The 24,797-nt window shown below is 71.7% G+C and carries 26 protein-coding genes and 1 tRNA gene; 12 read left to right on the top strand and 15 right to left on the bottom strand.

The genetic code is table 11. The features are described from left to right. Position 1 precedes the first annotated feature (1 nt). The 8 genes from ACSQ2H_RS22045 to rdgB form a co-directional block, all read right to left on the bottom strand. Entirely contained in the window at positions 2-1,510 is a 1,509-nt protein-coding gene (locus ACSQ2H_RS22045; protein WP_436063499.1) for an MFS transporter, read from the bottom strand. A gap of 112 nt (positions 1,511-1,622) precedes the next feature. Beyond that, positions 1,623-3,146 (bottom strand): YifB family Mg chelatase-like AAA ATPase, encoded by a 1,524-nt coding sequence (locus tag ACSQ2H_RS22040; RefSeq protein ID WP_436063498.1) that lies wholly within the window; start codon positions 3,144-3,146, stop codon positions 1,623-1,625. A gap of 132 nt (positions 3,147-3,278) precedes the next feature. Continuing rightward, positions 3,279-4,226 carry a glutathione synthase gene (gene gshB, locus ACSQ2H_RS22035; RefSeq protein WP_436063497.1) on the bottom strand — a complete coding sequence of 316 codons (948 nt, stop codon included), beginning with the start codon at positions 4,224-4,226 and terminating at the stop codon, positions 3,279-3,281. Positions 4,227-4,305: 79 nt separating this feature from the next. Next, positions 4,306-5,121, bottom strand: a complete 816-nt coding sequence (locus tag ACSQ2H_RS22030; protein ID WP_436063496.1) for a transglutaminase family protein — start codon at positions 5,119-5,121, stop codon at positions 4,306-4,308. Between the two features lie 11 nt (positions 5,122-5,132). After that, a complete protein-coding gene (locus tag ACSQ2H_RS22025) occupies positions 5,133-5,501 on the bottom strand; it encodes a YraN family protein (RefSeq protein WP_436063495.1) in 369 nt (122 codons plus the stop codon). Further along, positions 5,498-6,364, bottom strand: a complete 867-nt coding sequence (gene rsmI, locus ACSQ2H_RS22020; RefSeq protein WP_436063494.1) for a 16S rRNA (cytidine(1402)-2'-O)-methyltransferase — start codon at positions 6,362-6,364, stop codon at positions 5,498-5,500. Before rsmI ends, ACSQ2H_RS22025 begins: the two co-directional genes overlap by 4 nt. A 26-nt stretch (positions 6,365-6,390) precedes the next feature. Then, a complete protein-coding gene (gene hemW, locus ACSQ2H_RS22015) occupies positions 6,391-7,530 on the bottom strand; it encodes a radical SAM family heme chaperone HemW (protein ID WP_436063493.1) in 1,140 nt (379 codons plus the stop codon). Beyond that, positions 7,527-8,126, bottom strand: a complete 600-nt coding sequence (gene rdgB / locus ACSQ2H_RS22010) for an RdgB/HAM1 family non-canonical purine NTP pyrophosphatase (protein ID WP_436063492.1) — start codon at positions 8,124-8,126, stop codon at positions 7,527-7,529. Before rdgB ends, hemW begins: the two co-directional genes overlap by 4 nt. A 322-nt stretch (positions 8,127-8,448) precedes the next feature. Here rdgB and ACSQ2H_RS22005 point away from each other — a divergent pair, with 322 nt between their 5' ends. The 3 genes from ACSQ2H_RS22005 (at position 8,449) to ACSQ2H_RS21995 (ending at position 10,078) form a co-directional block, all read left to right on the top strand. Further along, the gene (locus tag ACSQ2H_RS22005) at positions 8,449-8,982 is read left to right on the top strand and encodes a DUF2975 domain-containing protein (RefSeq protein WP_436063491.1); all 534 of its coding nucleotides are present in this window, start codon (positions 8,449-8,451) and stop codon (positions 8,980-8,982) included. Between the two features lie 4 nt (positions 8,983-8,986). Next, positions 8,987-9,223 carry a helix-turn-helix domain-containing protein gene (locus tag ACSQ2H_RS22000; RefSeq protein ID WP_436063490.1) on the top strand — a complete coding sequence of 79 codons (237 nt, stop codon included), beginning with the start codon at positions 8,987-8,989 and terminating at the stop codon, positions 9,221-9,223. Between the two features lie 99 nt (positions 9,224-9,322). Continuing rightward, positions 9,323-10,078 (top strand): creatininase family protein, encoded by a 756-nt coding sequence (locus tag ACSQ2H_RS21995; protein ID WP_436063489.1) that lies wholly within the window; start codon positions 9,323-9,325, stop codon positions 10,076-10,078. 2 nt (positions 10,079-10,080) lie between these two features. On the opposite strand, the gene ACSQ2H_RS21990 is transcribed toward ACSQ2H_RS21995, so the two are convergent. From ACSQ2H_RS21990 to tsaD, 4 genes are read right to left on the bottom strand one after another with little or no spacing between them, the layout of a single operon-like run. Then, the gene (locus ACSQ2H_RS21990) at positions 10,081-10,446 is read right to left on the bottom strand and encodes a Rieske (2Fe-2S) protein (RefSeq protein ID WP_436063488.1); all 366 of its coding nucleotides are present in this window, start codon (positions 10,444-10,446) and stop codon (positions 10,081-10,083) included. After that, the gene (locus ACSQ2H_RS21985; protein ID WP_436063487.1) at positions 10,446-10,736 is read right to left on the bottom strand and encodes a YciI family protein; all 291 of its coding nucleotides are present in this window, start codon (positions 10,734-10,736) and stop codon (positions 10,446-10,448) included. Before ACSQ2H_RS21985 ends, ACSQ2H_RS21990 begins: the two co-directional genes overlap by 1 nt. Positions 10,737-10,747: 11 nt before the next feature. Continuing rightward, on the bottom strand, positions 10,748-11,737 hold the full coding sequence (locus tag ACSQ2H_RS21980; protein WP_436063486.1) for an NAD(P)H-dependent glycerol-3-phosphate dehydrogenase: 990 nt from the start codon (positions 11,735-11,737) through the stop codon (positions 10,748-10,750). Further along, positions 11,734-12,825 carry a tRNA (adenosine(37)-N6)-threonylcarbamoyltransferase complex transferase subunit TsaD gene (tsaD, locus tag ACSQ2H_RS21975; RefSeq protein ID WP_436063485.1) on the bottom strand — a complete coding sequence of 364 codons (1,092 nt, stop codon included), beginning with the start codon at positions 12,823-12,825 and terminating at the stop codon, positions 11,734-11,736. The genes ACSQ2H_RS21980 and tsaD overlap by 4 nt, the downstream gene beginning before the upstream one ends. Before the next feature lie 83 nt (positions 12,826-12,908). On the opposite strand from tsaD, the gene hemC reads away from it, so the two are divergent. From hemC to ACSQ2H_RS21950, 5 genes are all read left to right on the top strand, one after another. Then, positions 12,909-13,877, top strand: a complete 969-nt coding sequence (gene hemC / locus ACSQ2H_RS21970; protein ID WP_436063484.1) for a hydroxymethylbilane synthase — start codon at positions 12,909-12,911, stop codon at positions 13,875-13,877. 64 nt (positions 13,878-13,941) lie between these two features. Beyond that, the gene (locus ACSQ2H_RS21965) at positions 13,942-14,649 is read left to right on the top strand and encodes a uroporphyrinogen-III synthase (RefSeq protein ID WP_436063483.1); all 708 of its coding nucleotides are present in this window, start codon (positions 13,942-13,944) and stop codon (positions 14,647-14,649) included. Beyond that, positions 14,646-15,509 carry a COG4223 family protein gene (locus tag ACSQ2H_RS21960; RefSeq protein WP_436063482.1) on the top strand — a complete coding sequence of 288 codons (864 nt, stop codon included), beginning with the start codon at positions 14,646-14,648 and terminating at the stop codon, positions 15,507-15,509. Before ACSQ2H_RS21965 ends, ACSQ2H_RS21960 begins: the two co-directional genes overlap by 4 nt. Next, entirely contained in the window at positions 15,506-17,032 is a 1,527-nt protein-coding gene (locus ACSQ2H_RS21955; protein WP_436063481.1) for a heme biosynthesis HemY N-terminal domain-containing protein, read from the top strand. Before ACSQ2H_RS21960 ends, ACSQ2H_RS21955 begins: the two co-directional genes overlap by 4 nt. Positions 17,033-17,074: 42 nt before the next feature. Beyond that, positions 17,075-17,150 (top strand) — tRNA-Thr (locus ACSQ2H_RS21950). A gap of 117 nt (positions 17,151-17,267) precedes the next feature. Here the strand turns inward: ACSQ2H_RS21950 and ACSQ2H_RS21945 are convergent. Continuing rightward, entirely contained in the window at positions 17,268-18,164 is an 897-nt protein-coding gene (locus ACSQ2H_RS21945; protein ID WP_436063480.1) for a SurA N-terminal domain-containing protein, read from the bottom strand. Between the two features lie 359 nt (positions 18,165-18,523). Here ACSQ2H_RS21945 and ACSQ2H_RS21940 point away from each other — a divergent pair, with 359 nt between their 5' ends. After that, a complete protein-coding gene (locus ACSQ2H_RS21940; RefSeq protein WP_436063479.1) occupies positions 18,524-18,757 on the top strand; it encodes a hypothetical protein in 234 nt (77 codons plus the stop codon). A 12-nt stretch (positions 18,758-18,769) separates the two neighbouring features. Here the strand turns inward: ACSQ2H_RS21940 and ACSQ2H_RS21935 are convergent, their stop codons facing one another. Then, complete coding sequence (locus ACSQ2H_RS21935; RefSeq protein WP_436063478.1) at positions 18,770-19,513, bottom strand: SIR2 family NAD-dependent protein deacylase; 744 nt, start codon at positions 19,511-19,513, stop codon at positions 18,770-18,772. A gap of 278 nt (positions 19,514-19,791) precedes the next feature. Here ACSQ2H_RS21935 and ACSQ2H_RS21930 point away from each other — a divergent pair, with 278 nt between their 5' ends. From ACSQ2H_RS21930 to ACSQ2H_RS21920, 3 genes are read left to right on the top strand one after another with little or no spacing between them, the layout of a single operon-like run. Then, the gene (locus ACSQ2H_RS21930) at positions 19,792-21,699 is read left to right on the top strand and encodes a HAMP domain-containing methyl-accepting chemotaxis protein (protein ID WP_436063477.1); all 1,908 of its coding nucleotides are present in this window, start codon (positions 19,792-19,794) and stop codon (positions 21,697-21,699) included. After that, on the top strand, positions 21,699-22,163 hold the full coding sequence (locus tag ACSQ2H_RS21925) for a chemotaxis protein CheW (protein WP_436063476.1): 465 nt from the start codon (positions 21,699-21,701) through the stop codon (positions 22,161-22,163). The genes ACSQ2H_RS21930 and ACSQ2H_RS21925 overlap by 1 nt, the downstream gene beginning before the upstream one ends. 52 nt (positions 22,164-22,215) lie before the next feature. Then, positions 22,216-24,510: a methyl-accepting chemotaxis protein gene (locus tag ACSQ2H_RS21920; protein WP_436063475.1), complete on the top strand. Its 2,295-nt coding sequence runs from the start codon at positions 22,216-22,218 to the stop codon at positions 24,508-24,510. Here the strand turns inward: ACSQ2H_RS21920 and ACSQ2H_RS21915 are convergent, their stop codons facing one another. After that, a complete protein-coding gene (locus ACSQ2H_RS21915; RefSeq protein ID WP_436063474.1) occupies positions 24,511-24,795 on the bottom strand; it encodes a DUF167 family protein in 285 nt (94 codons plus the stop codon). It lies immediately after the preceding gene. Positions 24,796-24,797: the final 2 nt, after the last annotated feature.

Below are 24,797 nucleotides of genomic sequence, written 5' to 3'. Positions count from 1 at the left end.
ATCATGCGGGCGCCTGCCGACGCTTGCGATGGCGGTCGAGGGCGCGCTGGCGCCATTGCGCCCGGCTTTGCAGCAAGAGATGCCATGGGGAGGCGACGACCGCCTCCGCGGCGGCCTCGCCGCGCGGCCGGCGACGCTCCTGCAGCATGGCGGCGAGCATGCTGCGGCGGTCGAGCTCGCCCTCCTCGCGCACCAGGGTCATGCGGTGCAGGGCGTAGACGCCGAGCAGGGCCGAGATCAGGAAGTAGAAGTCCCAGTGATGGATGGCGAACTGCATGGCGCCGTCGTAGTGCGGGCCTTCCCATTGCAGGGCCAGCGCCAGGGCGCGCTGGGCGAAGGCGTCGGCGGTGAGCCCGCCGAGCACCGAGGCGGTGCCGGCGGCCGCGGCCGAGACCAGGGCGTTGGCGGCCAGGAACGAGGCGGCCGTGCCGGGCGGCGAGAGCTTCTGGGCGATGGCGCCCGAGGCCAGCGAGACGCCGGAGGAGGCGACGCCCATCACCAGGGCCAGCATGACCAGGTAGATGCTGACGAGCAGCCGGGACTCGATCTGCGAGGCGACCACCAGGGCGGCGACGCCGCCGACGAACAGCGGGGCGGCGACATTGAGCACCGACTTGTTGCTGAAGCGGTCGGCCAGCGCGCCCCAGCGGCGCAGCGACAGCATGTTGGCGAACTGGCTGACCAGGTTGACCACCATCACGAAGGTCATGCTGAAGCCGAGCTGGCTGAGCATGAACACCGTGAGGAACGGCTGGGCGAGGTTCACGGCGAACTGCCAGCTGGCCAGGAAGGCGATCAGCCGGCGGTAGTTGGGATGGCGAAACGGCTCGCGAAGCAGCGGCAGCAGGCGGGCGGGCTCCGGCGGGGGCGGCGGCATCGGCGGCTCGGGCGCGCGCGACAGGCCCCAGGCGCTGGCCAGCTGGGCGAAGAAGGCGAGCACGAACAGGCCGGCGAACACCGCCGGGCGGGCGTCCGCGCCCTCGGGCACGCGGTCGAGGAGCCAGGCGGCCAGCAGTCCGGCGACCACGCCGACGGCCGATCCTAGGCTGGAGCGGCGGCCGTTGAAGCGGCCGCGCTGGTCGTCGGCGACCGCGTCGCGCACCCAGGCGTTCCAGGCGCAGCCGCCGATCGCCCCGGCCCCGGTGTAGAGCGCCACCGCCAGCACCAGCCCGGTGCGCGCGGCCGAGCCCTGCGACGCGAAGGCCAGCGCCGCCAGCGTCGCAGGCGCGATCGCCGAGACCAGCGAGGCGACGACCGCGATCGATCGCCGCCGCCGCACGCGCTCGATGAGAATGACGCCGGGGCCCTGCAGCAGCTGCGACCAGAAGCCGACGGCGGCCAGCACGCCGATCAGCGCGTTGCTGGCGCCCATGCTGAGGGCGAAGGCGGTGAGCAGGACGCCACGCATCATCACGTCGCAGGTGGTCGAGAACGCCACCTCGAAGGTCAGCACCTTGGCGGCGCGGGCGCGCTGGGCGTCGTCGAAGGCGGCTTGACGGCTCAGGTGCATGCCCAGGATCCATCCCGGCGCGGGGAGCGGCCGGGCGTGGCCGAGTATCGGTCAGGCGCCGGGGCGCGCCATCCGTGACATTGCGGAGGCCTGGGGCGCGGACGCCGGGGCGTCAGGCGCGGACGAGATCGCCCGGCTGGCCGGCGCGGCGATAGATCAGCGCCTCGGCGATATGGGCGCGGCGCACGGAACCTGCGCCGTCCAGGTCGGCGATGGTGCGGGCCAGGCGCAGGGTGCGGGTCCAGCCGCGGGCGGTCAGGCCGCCGGCCTCCGCGGCCTTGGCCAGCAGGGCGCGGGCGTCGGGGGCGAGGTCGGCGATCTTCTCGAGGAAGTCGCCTTCGGCGCGGGCGTTGAGCGGCGCGCCCTCGGCCCCGGCGCGGTCGGCCTGCAGGGCGCGGGCCTGGGCGACGCGGGCGGCGGCCTCGGCGGTGCCCTCGGCCGGCGACGGCAGGGCGAGGTCGGCGGCGCTGACCGGCGGCACATCGACCTGCAGGTCGATGCGGTCCATGAACGGGCCGGAGACCTTCATCTGGTAGTCGGTCTGGCAGCGCGGCGCGCGCCCGCAGGCGCCGCGGCCGGCCCCGCCCAGGCCGCACTTGCAGGGGTTCTGGGCGGCGACCAGCTGGAAGCGGGCCGGATAGCGGACGTGGGCGTTGGCGCGGGCGACGACGACCTCGCCGGTCTCCAGCGGCTGGCGCAGGCTGTCGAGCGCCTGGGCCGAGAACTCCGGCAGTTCGTCGAGGAACAGCACGCCGTTGTGGGCCAGCGACACCTCGCCGGGCTTGACCCGCAGGCCGCCGCCGGTGAGCGCGGCCATGCTGGCCGAGTGGTGCGGGGTGCGGAACGGCCGGGCGCGGGTCAGCTCGCCCTTGGCGATCAGGCCGGCCACCGAATGGACCATCGAGGTCTCCAGCAGCTCGGCCGGCGACAGCGGCGGCAGCAGGCCCGGCAGCCGCGCCGCCATCATCGACTTGCCCGAGCCGGGCGGGCCGCAGAACAGCAGGTTGTGGCCGCCGGCCGCGGCGATCTCCAGCGCGCGCTTGGCGTTCTCCTGGCCCTTGACGTCGCGCAGGTCGCGGACCCGCTCGCCGTCGAGCATCGCGCCGGGCCTGGGCGGGGCGAGGATCTGGGTCCCGCGGAAGTGATTGACGACGGCCACCAGCGACGGGGCGGCCAGTACGCGGGTCTCGCCGGCCCAGGCCGCCTCCGGCCCGGAGGCTTCCGGGCAGATCAGGCCGAGCCCGAGGCCGCCGGCGGCCACGGCGGCCGGCAAGGCCCCGGCGACGGCGACGATGCGGCCGTCGAGCGAGAGCTCGCCGATCGCCGCCCACTCGGTCAGGGCGTCGGGCGGCAGCACGCCCATCGAAGCCATCACCGCCAGGGCGATCGGCAGGTCGTAGTGGCTGCCCTCCTTGGGCAGGTCGGCGGGGGCCAGATTGACGATGATCCGGCGGCTGGGCATGGCCAGGCCGAGACCGGCGAAGGCGGCGCGGACCCGCTCGCGGCTTTCGGCGACGGCCTTGTCGCCGAGGCCGACCAGCATGAACTTGACCTCGCCGGTGGTCAGCTGGACCTCGACGTCGACGCGGCGGGCCTCGACGCCTTGAAAGGCTACAGTGACGACACGGGAAGCCATGCCAACCCCTAGAAATGGCTCAACTTATCCACAATCCCAGCACGCCGTGCGGGCCGGATCAAGAACAAAAGTCGAACCTATAGGGAAGATGAGACGATTCCGCGACTTATGCGTGTCTCTTGGAGTTGCAACCTAAGCCGTTGTGCGTGCGGCTTCAATAGCGTCCCAAAGAATCGCCGTCGCATTGACGCCCGTGAACCGCTCGAGCGCCCGCGCGCCGGTCGGCGAGGTGACGTTGATTTCGGTCAGGTAGTCGCCGATCACGTCGATACCTACGAACATTAGGCCGCGGCGCTTCAGCTCCGGGCCGATGATCTCGCAGAGCTCGCGGTCGCGGGCCGTCAGCTCGACTGCTTCGGCGCGGCCGCCGACCGCGAGGTTCGAGCGGATCTGGCCCGCGTCGGGCACGCGGTTGATCGCCCCGACCGGCGCGCCGTCGACCAGCAGGATGCGCTTGTCGCCCTTGCTGACCGCGGGGATGAACTTCTGGGCGATGACCGGCTCGCGGCCGATCATCCGGTGCAGGTCGAGCATGGCGTCGAGGTTGGGATCGTCGGCCAGCAGCCGCGCCACGCCCGAGCCGCCGCCGCCGTAGAGCGGCTTGAGCACGATGTCGCCGTGCCGGGCGCGGAACGCATAGATCGCCTCGACGTCCGAGGTGATCAGGGTTGGCGGCTGCACGCCGGGGAAGCCGGTGACGAACAGCTTTTCGGGGGCGTTGCGCACCTCGGTCGGATTGTTCACCACCAGGGTCTTGGGGTGGATCACGTCGAGGAAGTGGGTCGAGGTGATGTAGGCCATGTCGAACGGCGGGTCCTGGCGCAGCAGGACGACGTCGAAGTCCGACAGCTCGACCAGTTCCCAGTCGCCGAACTTGGCGTGGTCGCCCTTGACGTCCTGGACGGTCACCGGACGGCCGCGGGCGAACACCCGACCCTCTTCCAGCAGCAGCCGCTCGGGCGTGTAGACGAACAGCGAATGGCCGCGGGCCTGGGCCGTCAGCATCATCAGGAAGGTCGTATCGCCTTCGATCTTGATGGCCTCGAGCGGGTCCATCTGGACGGCGACCTTCAACGACATGGGTAGCTCCTAAACGGCCAAGGCGTCTGAGATAGGCCGGGCGGCGGCGGCGCGCCACCCAGAAGCGCTGCAACGCCTGTCAGTTCAGCCGCAGGCGGACGCGTTCGCGCTGGGCGCGGGCGGCCAGGGCCGCGCCGCCGTCGAGCGTGCTGGCGTGGGCCAGGGCCTCGAGCGCGCCGGCCAGGGCGCCCTGGCCCTCGCGGGCGGCGGCGACGTCGAGCCAAGGGCGGTGGTCGAGCGGGTCGAGCAGGGCGCGGCGCAGGGCGGCGCGCTCGGCGCGGCCGAAGTCGCCGGCCGCGGTGGCGCGGGCGAAGACGTTGTTCTGCAGCCGGATCAGCACTGCGCGGTCGCTGGCCGGCGCCATCAGCCGGTCGAGCCGGTCGGCGACGTTGGGGGTCAGGCCCGCGTGCAGCGCGCGGCGGGTCAGCTCGGAGGGCAGCACCACGCGGCCCTCGCTGAACGGGTCGAGCGCCAGCGGTCCCTCGACGGTCTCGATGCGCAGCAGGAAGTGGCCGGGGAAGTCGACGCCCTGGACCGACAGCCCGCACCTGCGCGCCACGTGCAGGTAGAAGACGCCCAGCGCCACGGGCAGGCCGCGGCGGCGCTCGGCCACCGCAACCACGCAGGCGTTGTCGGGATGGTCGTAGGTCAGGAGGTCGCCGGTCAGGCCGAGATCGCCGGCCAGGGTTTCGGCCAGGGCCTCTTCCGGGCTTTCGGAGCGCAGGCGCGCGGACAGCCGCTCGACGCCCAGCTTGGCCAGGTCGAGCGCCGGCCGCGGATCGCGGGCGGGGTCCTCGTGCACGGCGCAGGCGACCGCGGCGTCGAGCAGCGGGAAGCTCTCGTCCGGCGCCTGGCCAGCCTCGCGCAGTACGTTTTCGGCGTCCTCTTGGGTCATCGCGATCGGAGTTATGCGCCCTTCCAGGCGTCGGGACTGTGAACAGGCAGCCGTCCGGGCGCCAGGGCGATCAAATCGAGCCGAACGGCCATGTTTTGCAAGCTCGGCCGACGTGCGGCGATTGCGCGCCCCGCCCGCCGCAGGCGCTCGCGCTGGGTTTCGGTGACCGCTTCCAGCGCCGCTTCGAGGGTGGTGCGCTGCTTGACCTCGACCACCGCCAGCACCTGGCCGCGCTGGGCCAGCAGGTCGATTTCCCCTTGTGGCGTGCGCAACCGGAAGCCGAGGATGCGGTAGCCCTTGGCCATCAGCCAGAGCGCGGCCAAGGCCTCGGCCCGGCGACCCGCGACGCGGGCGGCGGCTCCGCGGGCCTGCCGGTTCACTTCTGCTTGAGCTCCATGGCCCGCCGGTAGAGATCGCGGCGCGGCAGGCCGAGCGCCTTGGCGACCTCGGCGGCCGCGTCGGCGGGTTTCAGTCGGGTCAGGGCGTCGGCCAGGGCGGTGTCGGCGTCGGCGGCGGTGGCGGCCTCTTCACGGCCCGGGCCGACCAGGATCACCAGCTCGCCCTTCGGGAAGTCCATCTTCGGGTCGGCGGCCAGCACGTCGAGCGGCGCGCGGGTCACGGTCTCGTAGAGCTTGGTCAGTTCGCGGCCGACGGCAGCCTCGCGCGGGCCGAACACGGCGGCCATGTCGGCGAGGCTGGAGGCGAGGCGCGAGCCGCCCTCGAAGAACACCAGGGTGGCGCGAATGCCGGCCAGCTCCTCGAAGAACGCCTTGCGCGCGGCGCTCTTGGGCGGCGGGAAGCCGGCGAACAGGAAGCGGTCGGTGGGCAGGCCGGCGACCGCCAGCCCGGCCAGCAGCGCCGAGGCGCCCGGGATCGGATAGACGGCCGAGCCCTGGGCTAGCGCCTCGCGCACCAGCCGGAAGCCGGGGTCGGAGACCAGCGGGGTGCCGGCGTCGGAGATCTGGGCGATGCGGCCGCCCTGCGCGAGCAGGGCCAGGGCCTTGGGGCCGCTGCGCTCGGCCGAGTGTTCGTCGTAGCGCTCGACCTTCTTGGAGAGGCCGTAGGCGCTGAGCAGCTTGGCGGCGACGCGGGTGTCCTCGGCCAGGACCAGGTCGCAGCCGGCCAGCACGTCGAGCGCCCGCAGGGTGATGTCGCGCAGGTTCCCGATCGGGGTGGCGACCACATAGAGCCCGGGATCTAGCGGGGCTTCGGAGAGGGCCGGCGGGGGAGGATGACGCGACATGGGGGCAAGGCTTCGCCGGTTATCGCTCAGGTCGCAAGCCTGGAGGTGACATGGTCGAGCAGCAGTCGGCCGGCGGGCGTGGCGCGCAGGCGCTTGCGATCCGGGGCGATGAGGCCGGCGGCGACGAGGTCCGTGACCTTCGCATGGTCGGGCGTCAGCCCCAGAGCGGCGACGTCGGCGAAGGGCAGGCCCTCGGTGATCCGCAGACCGGCCAGCAGCCGTTCCTCGGCCGCCTCGACCGGGGACAGCGTTTCGCGCGCGGCGACGTCGCCGGCCAGGGCGGCGGCGATGTAGTCGGCGGGCCTGGCGTGGGCGAAGGTGGCGGTGCGCGCGCCGTCCAGGGTCAGGCGGCCATGGGCGCCGGGGCCCGCCCCGACATAGTCCTGGCCGGTCCAGTAGACGAGGTTGTGGCGCGAGCGGGCGGCCTCGCCCCGGGCGTGGTTGGAGACCTCGTAGGCGTCGAAGCCGGCGGCCTCGAGCACGGCCTGGGTGGTCTCGTAGAGCTGGGCGGCGGTCTCGTCGCCGGGCGGGACCAGGGTTCCGCGGCGCACGGCGCGGTCGAAGGCGGTGCCGGCCTCGATGGTCAGCTGGTAGGGCGAGACGTGCTCGGCCCCGAGGTCGAGGACCGCGTGCAGTTCGTCGCGCCAGGCCAGCGGCGTCTGGCCGGGGCGGGCGTAGATCAGGTCGACCGAGAGCCGCGGGAAGGTGGCGGCGGCGACCTGCGCGGCGCGGCGGGCCTCGGCGGCGTCGTGGTTGCGGCCGAGCAGGGCGAGGCTGGCGTCGTCCAGCGCCTGCAGCCCGAGCGACAGGCGATCGACCCCGGCGGCGGCGAAGGCGGCGAAGCGGTCGGTCTCGGCGTCGGTGGGATTGGCCTCCAGGGTCACCTCGACCGCGGCGGCCGGCGTCCAGAGCCGGCGGGCCAGCGCGATCAGCTCGCCGGCCGCGGCCGGGTCCATCAGCGAGGGGGTGCCGCCGCCGAAGAAGATCGAGACCAGCCGGCGATCGCCGGTCAGGGCGCGCTGAGCCTCCAGGTCGGCGGCGATGGCGCGGACCAGGGCGGCCTGCTCGTCGCTGCGGCCGCGGTCGCGGTAGACGTTGAAGTCGCAGTAGGGGCAGATCTTCGCGCAGTAGGGCCAGTGGACGTAGAGGCCCAGGTCGGCGGTCAAAGCAGCGCGGCCTTCAGCTTGGCGAAGGCCAGAGCGCGGTGGCTGATCTGGTCCTTGGCGTCCGGGTCCATCTCGCCGAAGGTGATGTCGGCCCCCTGCGCGACGAAGATCGGGTCGTAGCCGTGGCCGCGGTCGCCGCGGCCGGGGAACACCAGGGTCCCGTCGACACGGCCCTCGACCACCACCGCCGGGCCGCCCGGCCAGGCGACGGCCAGGGCGCAGGTGAACCAGGCCGAAAAGTCGTCGGCGCCTTCCTCCTCGAGCCGTTGCTCGACCTTCTTCATCGCCCCGACGAAGTCCTTTTCCGGACCGCCCCAGCGGGCCGAGTAGATGCCGGGCGCGCCGCCCAGGGCGGCCACCGACAGGCCGCTGTCGTCGGCCAGGGCGATCAGGCCGCTGGCCTCGGCCGCGGCGCGGGCCTTGAGCAGGGCGTTGCCGACGAACGTGCTCTCGGTCTCGTCCGGTTCGCCGAGGCCCAGCTCGCCGGCGGTGACCAGTTCGAAGCGGTTGTCGAGGATCGCGGCCAGCTCGCGGGCCTTGCCCGGATTGTGGGTGGCGACCACCAGCTTGGCGCCGGGTTCGAGTTTCAGGGCCATGAGCTTCTACCTGGGTACGAGGGGCGGCGGACCATAGGCCAGGGCCGTTCATGTTGCATTGCAAAAGTTTAATATCGTTTTTCGATGTTTAGTTTGATCGAAAAACGGCGTTTGGCTATTGAAAGCCAAGCTTCGCAGCGCCACATGCTGCGGTGCAACATAAGAAGAAGGAATTGTCTCCATGTTTGTGTCTCTGATGAACCACCTCGACCGCACCCTGATGATCGCCGCGGTGCTGATGGCCGCGCTGCCGATCGCCGCCTTGGTGACGGGCGGGGCTTTCGCCTAAGCTCGCCTTGCTGCGAGAGGACGGAGGACGGCGATGCGCGCCCTGGGGCCAGGCTCGGTTTCGAGCTTTCTGAAGATCATCCTCGACGTGGTGTTCTTCGCCCTGTGGATCGGCATCGGCGCCGTCGGCCTGATGATGCTGGCCGCCGTCCTCTTCAGCTTCAATCCCGAGCTGATCAAGAACATGTCGATCCGGACCGGCGGCGGGACCGAGATCGACGCCGGCGGCCCGGTGCTGCTAGGCGGCCTGGCCGCCGCCGGCCTCTACCTCGCCGGGGTGCTGGTGATCGTCGAGCGGCTGCGCCGGATCTTCGCCACCCTGACCGCCGGCGACCCCTTCCATCCCGAGAACGTTCGGCGCCTGCGGGTGATCGGCCTGGTGCTCGCGGGCCTGGAAATCGGCCGCTATGTGATCTACGGGCTGGGCGCCTGGGCGCTGCCCGACGCGGCGATCTCGCAGCCGGAGTTCAGCCCGACCGCCTGGTTCTCGGTGCTGGTCGTGTTCGTGCTGGCCGAGGTGTTCCGCGAAGGCGCGCGCCTGCGCCGCGAAGCCGAACTGACGATCTGAAGCCATGCCCATCCGCGTCAATCTCGACCGAGTTCTTCTGCAGCGGCGGATGTCGCTGACCGAGCTGGCCGACCGCGTCGGCGTGACCATCGCCAACCTCTCGATCCTGAAGACCGGCAAGGCGCGCGCGGTGCGGTTCTCGACGTTGTCGGCGCTGTGCCGCGAGCTCGACTGCCAGCCGGGCGACCTGCTGGTCTACGAGCCTGGTCCCGACGACGCCGGCGACGACGATTTCGAGTGATCGCCTGCGCGACGCCGTCGCACCGGCGCGCGCCGATTGGATCAAAGCCCCGTTCGGGGGCTAGTGTGCGCTTTCGCACGACCAAGTAGGAATTTCCGCATGCTGCTGCACCTGTCGACCTGGCAAGAGATCGAAGCCTATCTGCAACGCTCCAAGACGGTGGTCGTGCCGATCGGCTCGAACGAGCAGCATGGCCCGACCGGCCTGCTCGGCACCGACTGGCTGTGCCCGGAGATCATCGCCCACGAGGCGCAGAAGGACTCCGATCTCCTGATCGCGCCGACCTTCAACATCGGCATGGCCCAGCACCACCTGGGCTTCCCCGGCACCATCTCGCTGCGCCCGACCACCTTCATCGCCGCGATCGGCGATTGGTGCCGCTCGCTGGCCGGCCACGGCTTCGAGAAGATCTATTTCCTGAACGGCCACGGCGGCAACGTCGCCACCATCGAGGCGGCGTTCTCCGAGCTCTACGCAGAGGCCAGCTTCGCCAAGGCCGAGCGCGGCTTCGCCTGCAAGCTCAAGAACTGGTGGGAGCTGAAGGGCGTCAACGCCCTGGCCCAGCGGCAATTCCCGGTCGGGCACGGCAGCCATGCGACGCCGTCGGAAATCGCCGTGACCCAGTGGGCCTATCCGGACGCCATCAAGACCGCCGACTATTCGCCGCAGATCGCCCCGACCGGGCCGATCCGCGAGGCGCTCGACTTCCGCGCCCGCTATCCCGACGGCCGCATGGGCTCGGACCCGGCGCTGGCGACCCCGGAAAAGGGCGGCGAGCTGGTGACGCTGGCCGCCGCGGGCCTGGTCGAGGACGTCGCCGCCTTCGCGGCCGAGACGTTCCCGGCGCGGGGCTAGGATCAGGCGGTCAGGATCTGGCCGCCCACCACCTGAACCGGCCAGGGGGTAAGCTTCTGGTCGGCGCAGGGGCCGACGACGCAGTGGCCGTCGAGCGGCCGGAACAGCGCCGCGTGGCCGCCGCAGAGGATCAGGTCGCCCTCGCGGGTCAGGTAGCGGTCGTCCCAGGCGGCCAGCGGCCAGCCGGCGTGCGGGCAGCTGTCGACATAGCCGCGAATCTGGCCGCCGACCTGCACCACGAAGCCGGCGAACATCTTGCCGTCGACGCGAAAGCGGAAGCCCTTCGAGCCGGGATCGGCGAGGTCGGCGAGCGCGCAGAGCGCCACGCCGGCGCCCGGCCGGGCCGGATTGTCCGGGCCGTCGCGCATCAGCTGGCGAAACCGCCGAGCGTCGGCTTGAAGGCGGTGATGTCGACGCGCTGGAACAGCCCGGCCTTGGCGTAGGGGTCGTCGGCCGAGAAGGCGCGGGCCTGGGCGATGTCGTCGAACTCGACGATCAGCATCGAGCCGGCCATCTCGCCAGCCTCGTTCAGCATCGGGCCGCCCAGCTTCAGGTGGGCCTTGAAGCCGCCGACATAGGCCAGGTGGGCTTCGCGGTTGGCCAGGCGCAGGTCGAGCGAGGCGGGCTTGTCGAGGCAGTGCAGGACGAAGAGGGTCACGGGCGTTCCTTTTAGCGTTCAGATCTGATCGGGCGCGACAGCAGGCCGGCGATGGCCTCGTCGACCTGGGCCTCCCCGGCCAGGATGGCGGCGACGGCCTCGCAGATCGGGGCCTCGACCTCGAGCTTGCGGGCCAGGGCGACGACGGCGGGCGCCGAAGCGACGCCCTCGGCCACCGAGACCTTGCCGGCCAGGGCCTGCTCCAGCGTCTGGCCGCCGCCGAGCGCCAGGCCGACGCTCATGTTGCGCGACTGCGGCGAGGAGCAGGTCAGCACCAGGTCGCCCAGCCCGCAGAGGCCGGCGACGGTCTCGGCCTCCGCGCCCAGCGCCACGGCCATGCGGGTCATCTCGGCGAAGCCGCGGGTGATCAGGGCGGCGTGGGCGCTGCGGCCCAGGCCCTTGCCCTCGGAGATCCCGCAGGCGATGGCCAGCACGTTCTTCACCGCCCCGCCGATCTCGGCGCCGATCATGTCGGTGGCGAGGTAGGGGCGGAAGGTCGGCAGGCTGAGCGCCGCGGCGATCTGGAAGCCGATCTCGTCGTCCGGGCAGGCCAGGGTGACGGCGGTCGGCAGGCCGCGGGCGACGTCGGCGGCGAAGCTGGGCCCCGACAGCACCGCCGGCACGGCCTGGGGCAGGCCCTCGTCGAGGACCTCGGTCATCAGCTTCAGCGAGCCCTGCTCGACGCCCTTGGAGCACAGCACCATCGGCACGCCGGCGCGGGCGTGGGGCCGGAAGGCGTCGAGGCTGGAGCGGAAGTGCTGGGCCGGGGTCACGTTCAACACGAAGTCCGCGCCGGCCAGTTCGGCGAGGTCGCCGGTTGCGCGGACCGGAGCGTCGAACACCACGCCGGGCAGGAAGGTCTTGTTCTCGCGCGTCTCGTTGACGGCGCTGACCACCTCGGGCTCGCGGGCCCAGAGCGTGGTGGAAAGGCCGGCGCGCGCGCAGACCAGGGCGAGCGCTGTGCCCCAGGCTCCGCCGCCGATGACGCCTGCGGTCTTCATGCCTTGGCTCCCTTGCGGCCGAATGCGTGGGTGGGGTTGGCGGCGGCCGCCTCCGGGTCCAGCGGCCAGCGCGGCCGGGCCGGGGCGTCCATCGGATCGGAGATGCCCAGCGCCAGGCGCTCGGCGCCGGCCAGGGCGATCATCGCCGCATTGTCGGTGCAGTAGGCGAGCGGCGGGGCGTCGAACGAGAAGCCGTGCTTTTGCGCGATCTGCTGCAACGCCGCGCGCACCGCCTTGTTGGCGGCGACGCCGCCGGCGACCACGAAGCGCAGCGGCTGGCCGGCGCGTTGCTCGGCATAGGCGACCATGGCGCGCTCGGTGCGCTCCGACAGCTGGCGGGCGATGGCGCCCTGGACCGCGGCGGCCAGGTCGCGGCGCTGGGCGTCGGTCTCGACGGTCGCGGCGAAGCGGGCGGCGGCGGTCTTCAGGCCCGAGAACGAGAAGTCGAAGCCCTTGCGGCCGAGCAGGGCGCGGGGCAGGTCGTAGGCCGCCGGATCGCCGCCTTCCGCCATCTTCTCCAGCGCCGGACCGCCCGGATAGGGCAGGCCCATGGACTTGGCGATCTTGTCGAAGGCCTCGCCGGCCGCGTCGTCGATGGTCGAGCCGAGGCGCTTGCAGGCCCCGACCCCCTCGACGCTGAGCAGCTGGCAGTGGCCGCCGGAGACCAGCAGCAGCAGGAACGGATAGGGGATGTCGGCCGCCAGCCGGGCCGAGACCGCGTGGCCTTCCAGGTGGTTGACCGCGACCAGCGGCAGGCCGCGGGCCAGGGCGACGGCCTTGCCGAACGAGAGACCGACCATCACCCCGCCGACCAGGCCGGGGCCGGCGGTGGCCGCGACCCCGGTGAGGTCGCCATAGCCGAGGCCGGCGGTCTTCATCGCCTCGGCGGCGACCGCGTCGATGGTCTCGACATGCGAGCGGGCGGCGATCTCCGGCACCACGCCGCCATAAGGCGCATGCAGGGCGAACTGGGCGCCGATCACCGAAGACAGCACCTCGACCCCGCCCTGGGCGTCCAGGCGCACGACCGCCGCGGCGGTCTCGTCGCAGCTGGTTTCCAGGCCAAGGACGGTCAGCGGCTCTGTCAACTAAGGGCTCCCGCCGGTTGCGGCTTTCGGTCCGGTCCTATAGGCCGGGGCTTCCTTTGAACCGCCGAGGTAGACTGCGCGTCGTGCCCACGCAACCGCCCGTCCGGATCGGAGCCCGCGGCTCCAAGCTTTCGCTGGCCCAGACCGGCATCGTCCAGCGCCGTATCGCCGCCGCCCTCGGCGCCGACCCGACCAACCCCGCCGAGGTGGAGGCCGTCGCCCAGATCGTGGTGATCACCACGACCGGGGACCGCGTGCAGGACCGTCGGCTGCTGGAGATCGGCGGCAAGGGCATGTTCACCAAGGAGATCGAGGAAGCGCTGCTGAGCGGCGCTATCGACTGCGCGGTGCACTCGATGAAGGACATGCCGGCGCTGCTGCCCGAGGGGCTGTGCATCGCCGCGATCCCCGAGCGCGAGGATCCGCGCGACGCGTTCCTCAGCCACAAGGTCGAGAAGATGGAGGATCTGCCGCAGGGCGCGATCCTCGGCACCGCCTCGCTGCGCCGCCAGGCCCAGGCGCTGAACCGCCGCGGCGACCTCGACGTGCGCATGCTGCGCGGCAATGTCGACACCCGCCTGGCCAAGCTGGCCGCGGGCGAGGCCGACGCCATCCTGCTGGCGATGTCGGGCCTGAACCGCCTCGGCCTCGGCCACCTGCCGCAGAGCCTGCTCGACCCGGTCGAGTATCCGCCGGCTCCCGGCCAGGGCGCGCTGGCCATCGAGACCCGGGTCAGCGACATCGACAAGCCGTGGCTGGCGGCGATCCGCCATGCCCCGACCGCGGTCGCGGTCGCGGCTGAGCGCGGCGCCCTGACGGCGTTGGAAGGCTCGTGCAAGACCGCCATCGGCGCCTATGCGCGGCTGGCGAACGGCTCGCTGCACCTGATCGTCGAGGCGCTGTCGGCCGATGGCGTGCACAAGTTCCGCCACGAGGGCTCGGCCGAGTTGTCGGCCGCCGCCGACCCGCAGGAGGCCGCGCGCGCGCTGGGCCTGTCGCTGGGCGAGGCGGTGAAGCGCGAAGGCGGCGACCTGATCCTGCCGCCGGAATAAGCCGGATCTTGCAACGCAGCGGATTGATTCAAACGCTGCATCTCTCCAGGGTTGCAGCTGAGCCATGAGCAGTCAGCACGCCTTGAAGATCTGGATCACCCGCGCCGAGCCCGGCGCGGAAGCCACCGCCGCGCGGGTGCGCGAGCGCGGGCACGCGCCGCTGGTCGTGCCGCTGCTGGCCGTGCGGATGATCGAGGAACCGCAGATCGACCTGGCGGGCGTAGGCGCGCTGGCGTTCACCAGCGCCAACGGCGTGCGGGCCTTCGCCGAGGCCTGTCCCGACCGATCGCTGCAGGTCTTTGCGGTGGGGGCGGCCACCGCCCAGGCAGCGCGCGAGGCCGGCTTCCGGCGGGTGCTGTCGGCGGATGGCGACGTCAACGCCCTGGCCGAAGGCATCGCCGCGCGGCGCAGCGAGATCGGCGGGGCGGTGCTGCATCCCGGCGCGGCCGAGCTGGCCGGAGACCTGACCGGAGCGCTGGAACGCGCTCGGGTCGAGGTGCGGGCGCTGACCCTCTACGACACGGTTCCGGTCGAGCCGGAGCCGGCGCAGATCGAGGCGCTGGGCCAGGCCGACGTCGCGCTCGTGCACTCGGCCAAGGGCGCGCGGGTGCTGGCCCAGGTGCTGGCCGCCCATCCGCTTCCGGGCCTGAAGGTGCTTGGGCTGTCGAAGGCGGTGCTGGCGCCGCTGGCCGACACGCCGCTGGCGTCGCGGGCCTCCGCGCCCTTTCCGCTCGAAGCGGCGCTGCTGAATCTGATAGATCGTTCGGCATGAGCGACCAGCTGTCCGCCCCGCGCGATCCTGGCTCCTACTCGCGCCGCCGCGCCGGCCTTGGCGTCGGCGCGCTGATCCTGTTCGGGGTCGCCTGCGTGGCCGGCGGCTACAGCCTGGCGCGGTTCGGGCCGACGCTGCCCGAGATCTATCCCGACAAGCCGCGCGCCGGCGCGGTCGCCGAGGTCGCGCCGCTCGCCGCCCCGGCCCCGGCTCCGGAAATCACCGAGGACGCCCCGCTGGCGGCGCCGGCCCCGATCATGACGCCGGAGTCCGTCGGCGACGGAGCCGCCGCCCAGCGGCTCGACGCCCTGGAGGCCGACCGCGGCCGATTGGCTTCGGCCTCGGCCTCGGCCCTGGCGGCCAGCGCGCTGATGCAGGCGGCGCAGGGATCGCGGCCGTTCGCACCGGAGGTGAAGGCCGTGGCCGAGCTGGCGCCGGGCCTCGACCTGCGCGCCCTGCAGGCCGACGCCGAGCGCGGCGCGCCCAGCCGCGCGGCGCTGGCCGCGAGCTTCCCCGATTACGCTGCGCGTGCGGCCTCCGCCGCCCGGTCGCCGGGCGAGGGCGCCGGGGTGCTGGCCCGCGTCGGCTATGCGCTGAGCCGGGTCGTGGCGCTGCGCCGGGTCGGCGAAGTGCCGGGCGAGGGCCCCGACGCGATCCTGGCGCGGGCCGAGCGGCAGATCGACGACGGCGACATCGTCGGCGCGCTGGCGACGCTCGAGGCGCTGCCGGCCGACGCCAGGGACGCGCTGGGCCCCTGGCGCGACCGGGCCGAGCGTCGCGCCAAGATCGACCGTGAGATCGCCGCGATCCGGGCTCAGGCGCTGCAGGAGTTGTCGCAGCTGGCGCGGAGCGGCGGATGATCCGCACGGCGGTCATCCTGTTCCTGGTCGCCGCCCTGGCGACCGCGATGCTGGCCATCACCGGCGAGCCGGGCCACGCCAGCGTCACCTGGCTGGGCTGGCGGGCCGACATGACCGCTGCGGCCTTCGTGCTGATCACCCTGTTCGTGGCGCTGTCGGCGATGCTGGCCTGGCGGCTGCTGGTCTGGGCGGCCGAGGCGCCGCGCCGGGCCGAGCGGGCGCGGGCCGAAGCCAAGCGCCGGCAGGCCAACGAGGTGCTGACCCGCGGCTTCGTGGCGGTGGCGGCCGGCGACGGGCAGGAGGCGCGGCGGCTGGCCGCCAAGGCCGCCGACCTCGCCGACGAGGCGCCGGGACTGGTGCGGGTGCTGGCCGCCCAGGCCGCCGAGGCGGCGGGCGACGCGGTCGCCGCCCAGGCCGCCTACACCGCCATGCTCAGCCTGCCCGACATGCGCCTGGCCGGGCGCAAGGGTCTGATGCAGCTGGCGCTGGCGCAGGGCGACCAGGCCGGCGCGACGGCGCACGCCGAGGCCGCCTATGCCGAACCGCGGACCGCCCGCTGGGCCTGGCGCGCGGTGCTCGAAGCGCGGCTGGAGGCCGGCGACTGGGACGGGGCGCGCGACCTGGCCAAGGGGGCGCTGGAGCGGAAGATCATCTCGCCGCTGGTCGCCGACCGGGCGCGGGCGGCGCTGCTGGCGGCCTCGGCCGCCCAGCTGGAAGGCGACGCCGATCCCAAGCGCCGCGCCCAGGCGCTCGAGCGCGCGGCCGAGGCCGCCAAGCTGCAGCCGGGCTTTGCGCCGGGCGTGGTGATGGCCGCGCGGCTGCTCAGCCTCGACGGCAAGTCCGGCCGCGCGTCGCAGGTGCTGGAAAACGCCTGGAAGGCCGCGCCGCACCCGGCGCTGTGGCTGGCCTATCGCGACCTGAAGACCGACGAGACGCCTCGCCAGCGTGGGGAGCGGCTATGGCGGCTGGCCTCGCTGAATCCGGCCGAGCGAGAGAGCCGCATCCTGCTGGTCGAACGGGCGCTGATCGCCGGCGATCCCCAGCGCGCCCAGGAGGCGGCGCAGGGCTTTGCGTCCGAACCGGTCACCGCGCGCATCGCCGGGCTGTTCGCGCGCGCCGCCTTCGCCGCCGGGCAGCCGGACGAGGCGCGGGTCTGGATGGCGCGCGGCGTCGGCGCGCCGCAGGAGCCGGACTGGTCCGATCTCGATCCCGAGGGCCGCGCCTTCGCCTACCAGCCGGCCGACTGGGCGCGGCTGGTGGTCAGTTTCGCCGAGAGCGGCGAGCTCATCCATCCGCGCCACGAGCGGCGCGAAAGGACCATGAGCGAGCTGCCTGAATTGCCGATTTCCTATGCCGATTCAGCAGCTTTTCTGGCCGGACACGAGGCGGTCGCGGCCGCCTACGACATCGCCGACGGGGCCTATGACGACGACGAACCGCCGCCGCCGCCGGCCCCGCGCGGCGGCGAACGACGACCATCTGGAAGGCGGCGCTTGGCGAGCGCCCCGAGAGTCGCTAAGTAGGCGCTCCCTCGCAGGCCAAATCGGCCGGCGAGCGCGTACCAGGCCGCTTTAGCTCAGCTGGTAGAGCACCTCATTCGTAATGAGGGGGTCACAGGTTCGAGTCCTGTAAGCGGCACCATTTCTCCTGACATCGATCCTCGACCGCAGGCGCGCGACGCGCCGGTCCGTGCGGCCAGGCACGAAAAAAGGGCGCGGCCGGAGCCGCGCCCTTCGATCGGTCCGTCGGGCTTGGCCCTTAGGTGTTCGGGGCCGGCGCCGGGGCGGCCGGAGCCGCCGGCTTGGCGGCCGGCTTGGCCGGGTCGGGCTTGTACTTGTCGTTGTAGGTGATCTTGTCCTCCGCGCCCTTGCGGATCGACTCGATCTGGCGGCCGACGGCCTCCTGGGTGCGCATCTGCTTCAGGCCGGCGGTGGCGTAGTTGATCGCCCGCTCGCCGGTGAACGGCAGGGTGCGGCTCTCGCGGATCTGATTGACGAACACGGCGTTGCCGCGCGGGAAGATGAAGATCTCGCCGGCCGGCAGCTTCATCAGCGTGTCGGTCAGGCCTTCCGGCGCGTTCAGCGTGTCGAGCACGGTGGTCGTGCGCTGGAAGTCGAGGTTCTCACGGCCGAGCACGGCCTCGACCTGCTCAAGCGTGGTCAGCGGCTCGAACTGCTTCATCAGCTCGGGGCTGAACTTGCCGACGACGATCTGGTCGACGACCATCACGCGGCGGTCGGCGAACATGTGCGGGTGCTCGGCGACGAACTTCTCGGCGTCGACGCGCGAGGGGTTGGCCACGGTCGCGGCGACCTTGCGCTGCATGGCGCCGACCAGCATCGCTTCCTTGGCCTGCATTTCCTGCTGGGCGAAGACCGGGGTCTTGTCGAGCTTCTCTTCCTTGGCGGTCTGGGCCAGCAGCTTGCGGGTGATGATCGACTGCAGCGCGGCCTGTTCCATCGCCTTGCGCTGGGTCGCGTCCGCCGCGGGCGCGCCGCCGAGTTCGCGATTGAGTTCGGTGACCGTAATCTCCTCGCCGTTCACCGTGGCGACGACCTGGCCCTGGGGGGCCTTGGAACCGCCGCCGATCATGTCGCAGCCGCTCATGGCCACGCAGGCGAGCAGCGCTGCGCCATGAGTCCAGTTCAATTTCATCGGTTTCTCCCCGAGTAAGCCCTACAGGCCGCCGATGCTGACGCACCACGTTGGCGGGCGCCGGTCAACCATGGCTGGCCGTTGATCTCTTTAACCCCGAAACATCTTAAGCTGTCACGAACAGCGCTGTTCGGCGAGGCAGGACCGCGCTGCGACGAACTGCACCTCGCGCAGTCGGTCGCCGAGCCGCGGTTTCCTGGCGTTTGGTGTTGCAACTCAAGGCCGGACAAGGGAAAACCCCAGCCGTCCCCGCGGCCGCGCCGCCGCGGGCCTGCCGACGAGGTCCCCAGTCCCAGCCTATGAGCGACGAACCCAAGCGCCGCCCGATTCTATCCCTGAAGAATCCCCCGAAGGTCGTCGTGCCCGAGGGGCCGAAGCGTCCTGCGCGAGCGCCGCCGGCGCCGCCCCCGCCGCCGCCGCAGTACGACTGGAAGTGCAAGCCCTGCGGCGCCGGGCTGTCGATCGAAGAGACGCTGGCCGACGACGTCGTGATCCGTTGTCCGGCATGCAACGCCAAGCTGGGCACGGTCGCCGACTTCCGCGCCGACCCGCCGCCGACCAAGCTGCGCGCGCGGCCGACCAAGCGCGCCTAGCGCCGCGTCGGCTCAGCCGCTGACCACCTCGCTCATCACCGGGCCGATCTCGTCGTGGAGGACGATGTCGGCGACGGCGTCCTGCTCGGTCGGCTCGCGGTTGACGATGGCCAGGGTTGCGCCGTTGCGCTTGGCCAGCAACGGAAAGCCGGCGGCCGGATAGACCACCAGCGAGGAGCCGAGGACCAGGAACAGGTCGCAGCCGAGGGTCTGCGCTTCGGCCTGGTCCATCGGGCCCTGCGGCATCGACTGGCCGAACGAGATGGTCGCCGATTTCACCAGGCCGCCGCAGGCGCGGCAGACGGGGATCTCGCCGCGCTGGGTGAAACTTTCGCGAAATTCTTCGAACTCATGACGCAGGCCGCAAGTCAGGCAGCGCGCATAGTGCGCATTGCCGTGCAGCTCGATGACCTTGTCGTCCGGTACGCCCGATTCCTGGTGCAGGTTGTCGACGTTCTGGGTGATGACGGCGGTGGCCCTACCGTCGCGAACCAGCCTGGCGACGGCGGTATGGCCGTCGTTGGGGCGCGCGCCGGTCCACTTGGCGGCGCCTGAGAACACCCGGGTCCAGGCCTCGCGGCGGCGGCCTTCGTCGCCGACGAACTCCTGGAAGTAGATCGGCTTCATCTTGCTCCACACCCCGCCGGGGCTGCGGAAATCGGGCACGCCGGACTCGGTGGAGATGCCGGCGCCGGTGAAGACCACGATGCGGCGCGCCTTCGCGATCGCCTCCGCCAACTGCGCACGCCCGGTCATCTTGCTCCTCCTCGCCGTCCTTCGGCGTCAGAGAGATGGGTACCGTGTCGCGGCTTGCAACGCCATGGCGGTATGGCTGGCGATTCTTCAGGTAATACCCGGCCTTGAAGTCAAGTAATACCGCCATAAACGTAGATAATCACTGTCACTGTGTTACAAGTGCGGCGCATCTGGACTTCAACTGCGACAATCTGTCAGGGCGTGATTAATCGCGATTAACAATCCAGAAGCCTGTTATCGCTAACGAATGCTGTGATCTGTACTCTTGGGGGCTCACAGTGAATTTCAGTAACGCGCGTATCTCGGCGAAGTTGATCATGGCGTTCGCCGTGATCCTTTCGGTCTTCACCCTGGCCTCAGCGGCCGTGTTCATGAGCCTCAGCGTCACCGTGAAGGCGGCCGAGCAGAACAATGTCAGCAACCTCAACATCCAGGACGTGACCGCGGTGCTTACCCACTCGGTCGAACAGCAGAATGCGGCGCGCGGTTTCGCGGCGACGCGCAACGCCGACTTCCTGAAGACCTACGAGACCGACGCGGCGACCGCCGACAAGAGCCTGGAAGGCTTCGCCAGCCGTACGACGCGGCCCGAGCAGAAGGAGCGCGCGGCGCGCCTGAAGGCCGAGCTCGAGGCGTGGCGCGCCAAGAACGGCGAGATCATCGCCCTGGCGCGGGACCCGGCCACCGAGTTCCAGGCGCTGGCGATGATCGACGACGTGCGCCTGAGCAAGGTGCGGGAAGTGCAGGGCGAGATCCTGACTGCGCAACGCAAGCTGGTCGCCCAGCGCTGGCAGGAGCAGCAGGACGCCATCAGCCAGGCGCGCATGACTCTGGTCGGCGGCAGCCTGGTGGCGATCCTCGCCGCCGCGGCCATGGCCTGGCTGCTGTCGCGCGCCATCGCCACGCCGGTCAACGCCATGACCCGCACGATGGACAGGCTGGCCGGCGGCGACAACACCGTCGACGTGCCGGCGGTCGGCCGCAAGGACGAGATCGGCCAGATGGCCAACGCGGTGCTCGCCTTCAAGGACGCGGCGATCCAGAAGCTGCGGCTCGAAGCCGAGGCCGCCGAGCAGCGCGCCGCTGCCGAGGCCGAACGCCAGGCCCGTGAGGCAGAGAAGGCCCGCGAGGCCGAGCAGGACGCCATCGCCATCGGCGCTCTGGGCGAGGCGATGGGCAAGCTGGCCCACGGCGACCTGACCCACCGCATCACCGTCGCCTTCGCGCCGAAGTCCGATCAGCTGAAGACCGACTTCAACGCCGCCGTCGCGACTCTGCAGGACACCATGAAGGTGATCAGCGGCAACACCACCAGCATGCGCTCGGGCGCCGGCGAGATCAGCCAGGCCGCCGACGACCTGTCCCGCCGCACCGAGCAGCAGGCCGCCAGCCTGGAAGAGACGGCTGCCGCGCTCGACGAGATCACCGCCACCGTCCGCAAGACCGCCGAGGGCGCCAATCACGCCCGCGAGGTGGTCGAGACCGCCCGCACCGACGCCGAGCGCAGCGCCGCCGTCGTGCAGCGTGCGACCGCGGCGATGGGTGAGATCGAGGAGAGCTCCAAGCAGATCGGCCAGATCATCGGCGTCATCGACGAGATCGCCTTCCAGACCAACCTGCTGGCCCTGAACGCAGGCGTCGAAGCCGCCCGCGCCGGCGACGCCGGCAAGGGCTTCGCGGTCGTCGCCTCGGAAGTGCGGGCCCTGGCCCAGCGCTCGGCCGAAGCGGCCAAGGAGATCAAGACCCTGATCAACGCCTCGACCGCCCAGGTCGGCCAGGGCGTCGACCTGGTCGCCGAGACCGGCAAGGCCCTGCAGCGCATCGCCGCCCAGGTCGCCGAGATCAACGGCTCGGTGTCGGAGATCGCGGCCAGCGCCCAGGAGCAGGCCGTCGGCCTGCAGCAGGTCAACACCGCCGTTAATCAGATGGATCAGGTTACGCAGCAGAATGCGGCCATGGTCGAAGAGTCCACCGCCGCCAGCCATGCGCTCGCCAACGAGGCGGTCGAGCTCGCCCGCCTCATGGGCCAGTTCTCGATCGGCCAGGACCAAGGCCGCCCGATCGTCAGCAAGACCCCCGCGCCGCGCGTCAGCAAGCCCGTCGCGACCCGGGGATACAGCTCCGGCGCCGCCACCGCGGCGAAACTCGAGCCGGTCGGAGAAACCGACACTTGGGAGGAATTCTGATGGAAGTCCAAACGCGCATCCCGTCGCCCGGCGCCGAGCTGATCTCGGTCCGCATCGGCGAACAGGCCTATGCGATCGACATCATGGCGGTGCGCGAGATCCGCGGCTGGTCAGCGGCCACGCCGCTGCCGCACGCCCCCTCGCACGTGCTGGGGATGATGAACCTGCGCGGCGCGATCCTGCCGGTCATCGACCTCGGCGCGCGGCTCGGTCTCGGCCCGGCCAACCCCAGCGCCTCGTCGGTGGTGGTGGTGGCGCAGATCGGCGAGGCCCAGATGGGCCTCGTCGTCGACGCGGTGTCCGACATCCTGACCGTCACCGAGGGGCTGATCCAGCCGCCGCCGGAAGTCGGCAGCCCGGAATCGACCGCCTATGTCAGCGGCGTGATGACTACCGACACCGGCATCGTCTCGCTGCTCTCGCTTGATCACATCCTGCCGCCGGACATCGCCGCCGCGGCCTAACGACAGGTCCGTCCAAGGACCTGCGCAGTTCAGTCAGTTCGTGGGGGACTCAATGCTGGCTCGTCTATCCATCGCATGGAAGCTCATGCTTGCGGCCGGCTGCGCGATCGGCGCGCTGCTGCTGCTGGCCGCGGCCCTGGTGGCCGCCAACGCTAGCGGCATCGTCCGCGACCTTTCCAATGACAACGCCCAGGCGCTGGCCGGCAAGGCCGCCGCCGAGGTGGCCAGCGACATCGGCGAGATCCAGGGCCTCGGCCGCTCGATGGCCCAGACCCTGGGCGCGGCCCACGCCGCCGGCGTGCGCGACCGCAAGGTGCTGAGCGAGATGATCAAGCCGGCGGCCTCGGCCTCGCCGATGATCCTCGGCGCCTGGTTCATGGAGGTCCCGAACGCGCTGGACGGCCAGGACGAGGCCCACATGGGCCAGGTTGAATTCGGCTCCAACAAGCTCGGCCAGTTCACGCCCTACTGGGTGAACAACAACGGGTCGCTGAGCCTCGAGCCGCTGGACACCGGCAGCGACTATGAGCAGCCGTTCTATCAGACCAGCTTCCAGAGCCAGAAGTCGGCGATCGTCGAGCCCTATCCCTATGAGGTCGGCGGCAAGACCATCTCAATGACCTCGGTCACCTTCCCGGTGATGTCGAACGGCCAGCTGATCGGCGTGGCCGGCATCGACCTGGCGCTGGACGACGTCTCCAAGCAGCTCGACGTGCTGCGTCCGTTCGGCGACGGCCGCGTCATGCTGGTTTCGCCGGCCGCCAACTGGGTCTCGCACCCGGACGCCAATCTGCGCATGAAGCCCTATGCCGACACCGGCGTCGCCGAGCTGAAGGACGCGATGTCGAGCGGCAAGTCCGTGCTGCTCAGCGGCCTGGACCAGCCGGCCGGCAAGGTCGAGCGCCTGGTCACCCCGGCCCCGCTGCCGGGTCTGAACTCGACCTGGGCCGTGGTCATGGACGTGCCGACCGCGCACATCACCGGTCCGGCCCGCCAGCTGGCGATCTGGCTCGCGGTGGGCGGCTTGGTGATCCTGGCCCTGGTGCTCGGGTCGCTGTTCGTCGCCGTCGGCAAGCTGGTGCGCCAGCCGTTGGCCGGCATCACCGCGGCGGTGGGCGAGCTTTCGGCCGGCCGCTACGACAAGCCGGTGGGCGGCGCCGACAAGCACGACGAGGTCGGCGAGATCGCCCGCGCGCTGGAAGGCTTCCGGCACGGGCTGGCCGAGAACCGCGCCCTGCGCGCCGGCCAGGAGGCGGCCAACGCCCAGGCCGAGTCCGAGCGCCGCCGCTCGGAGGCCGAACGCGCCGCCGTGGCCGAGCAGCAGAACGTGGTGGTCGGCGCCCTGGCCCGCGCCCTCGAGCGCCTGGCGCAAGGCGACCTGACCGCTCGCGTCGAGGCGCAGGTGGCCCCGGAATACGAGGCGCTGAAGCACGACTTCAATGTCGCCATGAGCCAGCTGCAGAACACCATGGGCGTGGTGGTCGGGGCGACCTCGAGCATGCGCTCGGGCGCCGACGAGATCAGCAAGGCTGCCGACGACCTGTCGCGCCGCACCGAGCAGCAGGCCGCCAGCCTGGAAGAGACGGCGGCCGCGCTCGACCAGATCACCGCCACGGTGCGCCGGACCGCCGAGGGCGCCAACCATGCCCAAGGCGTGGTCGCCACCGCCCGCTCGAACGCCGCCGAAAGCGCCAATGTCGTGCAGCGCGCGACCGCGGCGATGGGCGAGATCGAAGGCAGCTCCAAGCAGATCGGCCAGATCATCGGGGTCATCGATGAGATCGCCTTCCAGACCAACCTGCTGGCCCTGAACGCCGGGGTTGAAGCCGCCCGGGCCGGGGAAGCGGGCCGCGGCTTCGCGGTCGTCGCTTCCGAGGTGCGGGCGCTGGCCCAGCGCTCGGCCGAGGCGGCCAAGGAGATCAAGACCCTGATCAACGCCTCGTCGGCTCAGGTCGGCCAGGGCGTCAGCCTGGTGGCCGACACCGGCAAGGCGCTGCAGCTGATCGTCAGCCAGGTGGCCGAGATCAACGGCATCGTCACCGAGATCGCCGCCAGCGCCCAGGAGCAGGCGGTCGGCCTGCAGCAGGTCAACACCGCGGTCAACCAGATGGACCAGGTGACCCAGCAGAACGCCGCCATGGTCGAGGAATCGACCGCCGCCAGCCACTCGCTGGCCGGGGAGGCGGTCGAGCTCGCCCGCCTGATCGGTCAGTTCAAGACCGGCGAAGGCGCCGTCGCCTCTGCCGCGCCGCCCGCGCCGCGCCAGCGTCCGGCGCCGCGCCTGGCGGTCGCCGGCGGCGGGTCGCGCGCTGCTGCGCGGGCCGAAGAGGGCTGGGAAGAGTTCTGATCAGGCGATCGGCGGCGGGCCGAGCGCGGCGTGCGCCGCCGCCTCGTCCAGGCCGTCGATCTCGATCAGCTTGAGCCGGGCGCTTTCGCCCGAGACGATGCTGAGCGCCGACTTCGGGCGCTTCAGGGTCTTGGCCAGCAGGGCGACGACGGCGGCGTTGGCCGCGCCGTCGCTGGGCGGGGCCGAGACCCGAACCTTCAGATAGGGGCGGCCCTCGGGATCGAGGGCCCAGCCGTCCACGCCGTCGCGGCCGCCTTTCGGCGTCACCCGCACGGCCAGGCGCATCG

It is taken from the genome of Phenylobacterium sp. LjRoot97 (assembly GCF_964254345.1).
Taxonomy (GTDB): domain Bacteria; phylum Pseudomonadota; class Alphaproteobacteria; order Caulobacterales; family Caulobacteraceae; genus Phenylobacterium.
The sequence above is the reverse complement of the archived record's forward strand: the minus strand, read 5'-3'. Positions and strand labels throughout refer to the sequence as shown.

What these genes read in the sequence shown, in the direction of transcription:
- ACSQ2H_RS22045 (WP_436063499.1), bottom strand. Translation starts at nt 1,510, where the DNA reads ATGCACCTGAGCCGTCAAGCCGCCTTCGACGACGCCCAGCGCGCCCGC.
- ACSQ2H_RS22040 (WP_436063498.1), bottom strand. Translation starts at nt 3,146, where the DNA reads ATGGCTTCCCGTGTCGTCACTGTAGCCTTTCAAGGCGTCGAGGCCCGC.
- gshB (WP_436063497.1), bottom strand. Translation starts at nt 4,226, where the DNA reads ATGTCGTTGAAGGTCGCCGTCCAGATGGACCCGCTCGAGGCCATCAAG.
- ACSQ2H_RS22030 (WP_436063496.1), bottom strand. Translation starts at nt 5,121, where the DNA reads ATGACCCAAGAGGACGCCGAAAACGTACTGCGCGAGGCTGGCCAGGCG.
- rsmI (WP_436063494.1), bottom strand. Translation starts at nt 6,364, where the DNA reads ATGTCGCGTCATCCTCCCCCGCCGGCCCTCTCCGAAGCCCCGCTAGAT.
- rdgB (WP_436063492.1), bottom strand. Translation starts at nt 8,126, where the DNA reads ATGGCCCTGAAACTCGAACCCGGCGCCAAGCTGGTGGTCGCCACCCAC.
- ACSQ2H_RS22005 (WP_436063491.1), top strand. Translation starts at nt 8,449, where the DNA reads ATGCGCGCCCTGGGGCCAGGCTCGGTTTCGAGCTTTCTGAAGATCATC.
- ACSQ2H_RS22000 (WP_436063490.1), top strand. Translation starts at nt 8,987, where the DNA reads ATGCCCATCCGCGTCAATCTCGACCGAGTTCTTCTGCAGCGGCGGATG.
- ACSQ2H_RS21995 (WP_436063489.1), top strand. Translation starts at nt 9,323, where the DNA reads ATGCTGCTGCACCTGTCGACCTGGCAAGAGATCGAAGCCTATCTGCAA.
- ACSQ2H_RS21990 (WP_436063488.1), bottom strand. Translation starts at nt 10,446, where the DNA reads ATGCGCGACGGCCCGGACAATCCGGCCCGGCCGGGCGCCGGCGTGGCG.
- ACSQ2H_RS21980 (WP_436063486.1), bottom strand. Translation starts at nt 11,737, where the DNA reads ATGAAGACCGCAGGCGTCATCGGCGGCGGAGCCTGGGGCACAGCGCTC.
- ACSQ2H_RS21965 (WP_436063483.1), top strand. Translation starts at nt 13,942, where the DNA reads ATGAGCAGTCAGCACGCCTTGAAGATCTGGATCACCCGCGCCGAGCCC.
- ACSQ2H_RS21960 (WP_436063482.1), top strand. Translation starts at nt 14,646, where the DNA reads ATGAGCGACCAGCTGTCCGCCCCGCGCGATCCTGGCTCCTACTCGCGC.
- ACSQ2H_RS21955 (WP_436063481.1), top strand. Translation starts at nt 15,506, where the DNA reads ATGATCCGCACGGCGGTCATCCTGTTCCTGGTCGCCGCCCTGGCGACC.
- ACSQ2H_RS21945 (WP_436063480.1), bottom strand. Translation starts at nt 18,164, where the DNA reads ATGAAATTGAACTGGACTCATGGCGCAGCGCTGCTCGCCTGCGTGGCC.
- ACSQ2H_RS21935 (WP_436063478.1), bottom strand. Translation starts at nt 19,513, where the DNA reads ATGACCGGGCGTGCGCAGTTGGCGGAGGCGATCGCGAAGGCGCGCCGC.
- ACSQ2H_RS21925 (WP_436063476.1), top strand. Translation starts at nt 21,699, where the DNA reads ATGGAAGTCCAAACGCGCATCCCGTCGCCCGGCGCCGAGCTGATCTCG.
- ACSQ2H_RS21920 (WP_436063475.1), top strand. Translation starts at nt 22,216, where the DNA reads ATGCTGGCTCGTCTATCCATCGCATGGAAGCTCATGCTTGCGGCCGGC.
- ACSQ2H_RS21915 (WP_436063474.1), bottom strand. Translation starts at nt 24,795, where the DNA reads ATGCGCCTGGCCGTGCGGGTGACGCCGAAAGGCGGCCGCGACGGCGTG.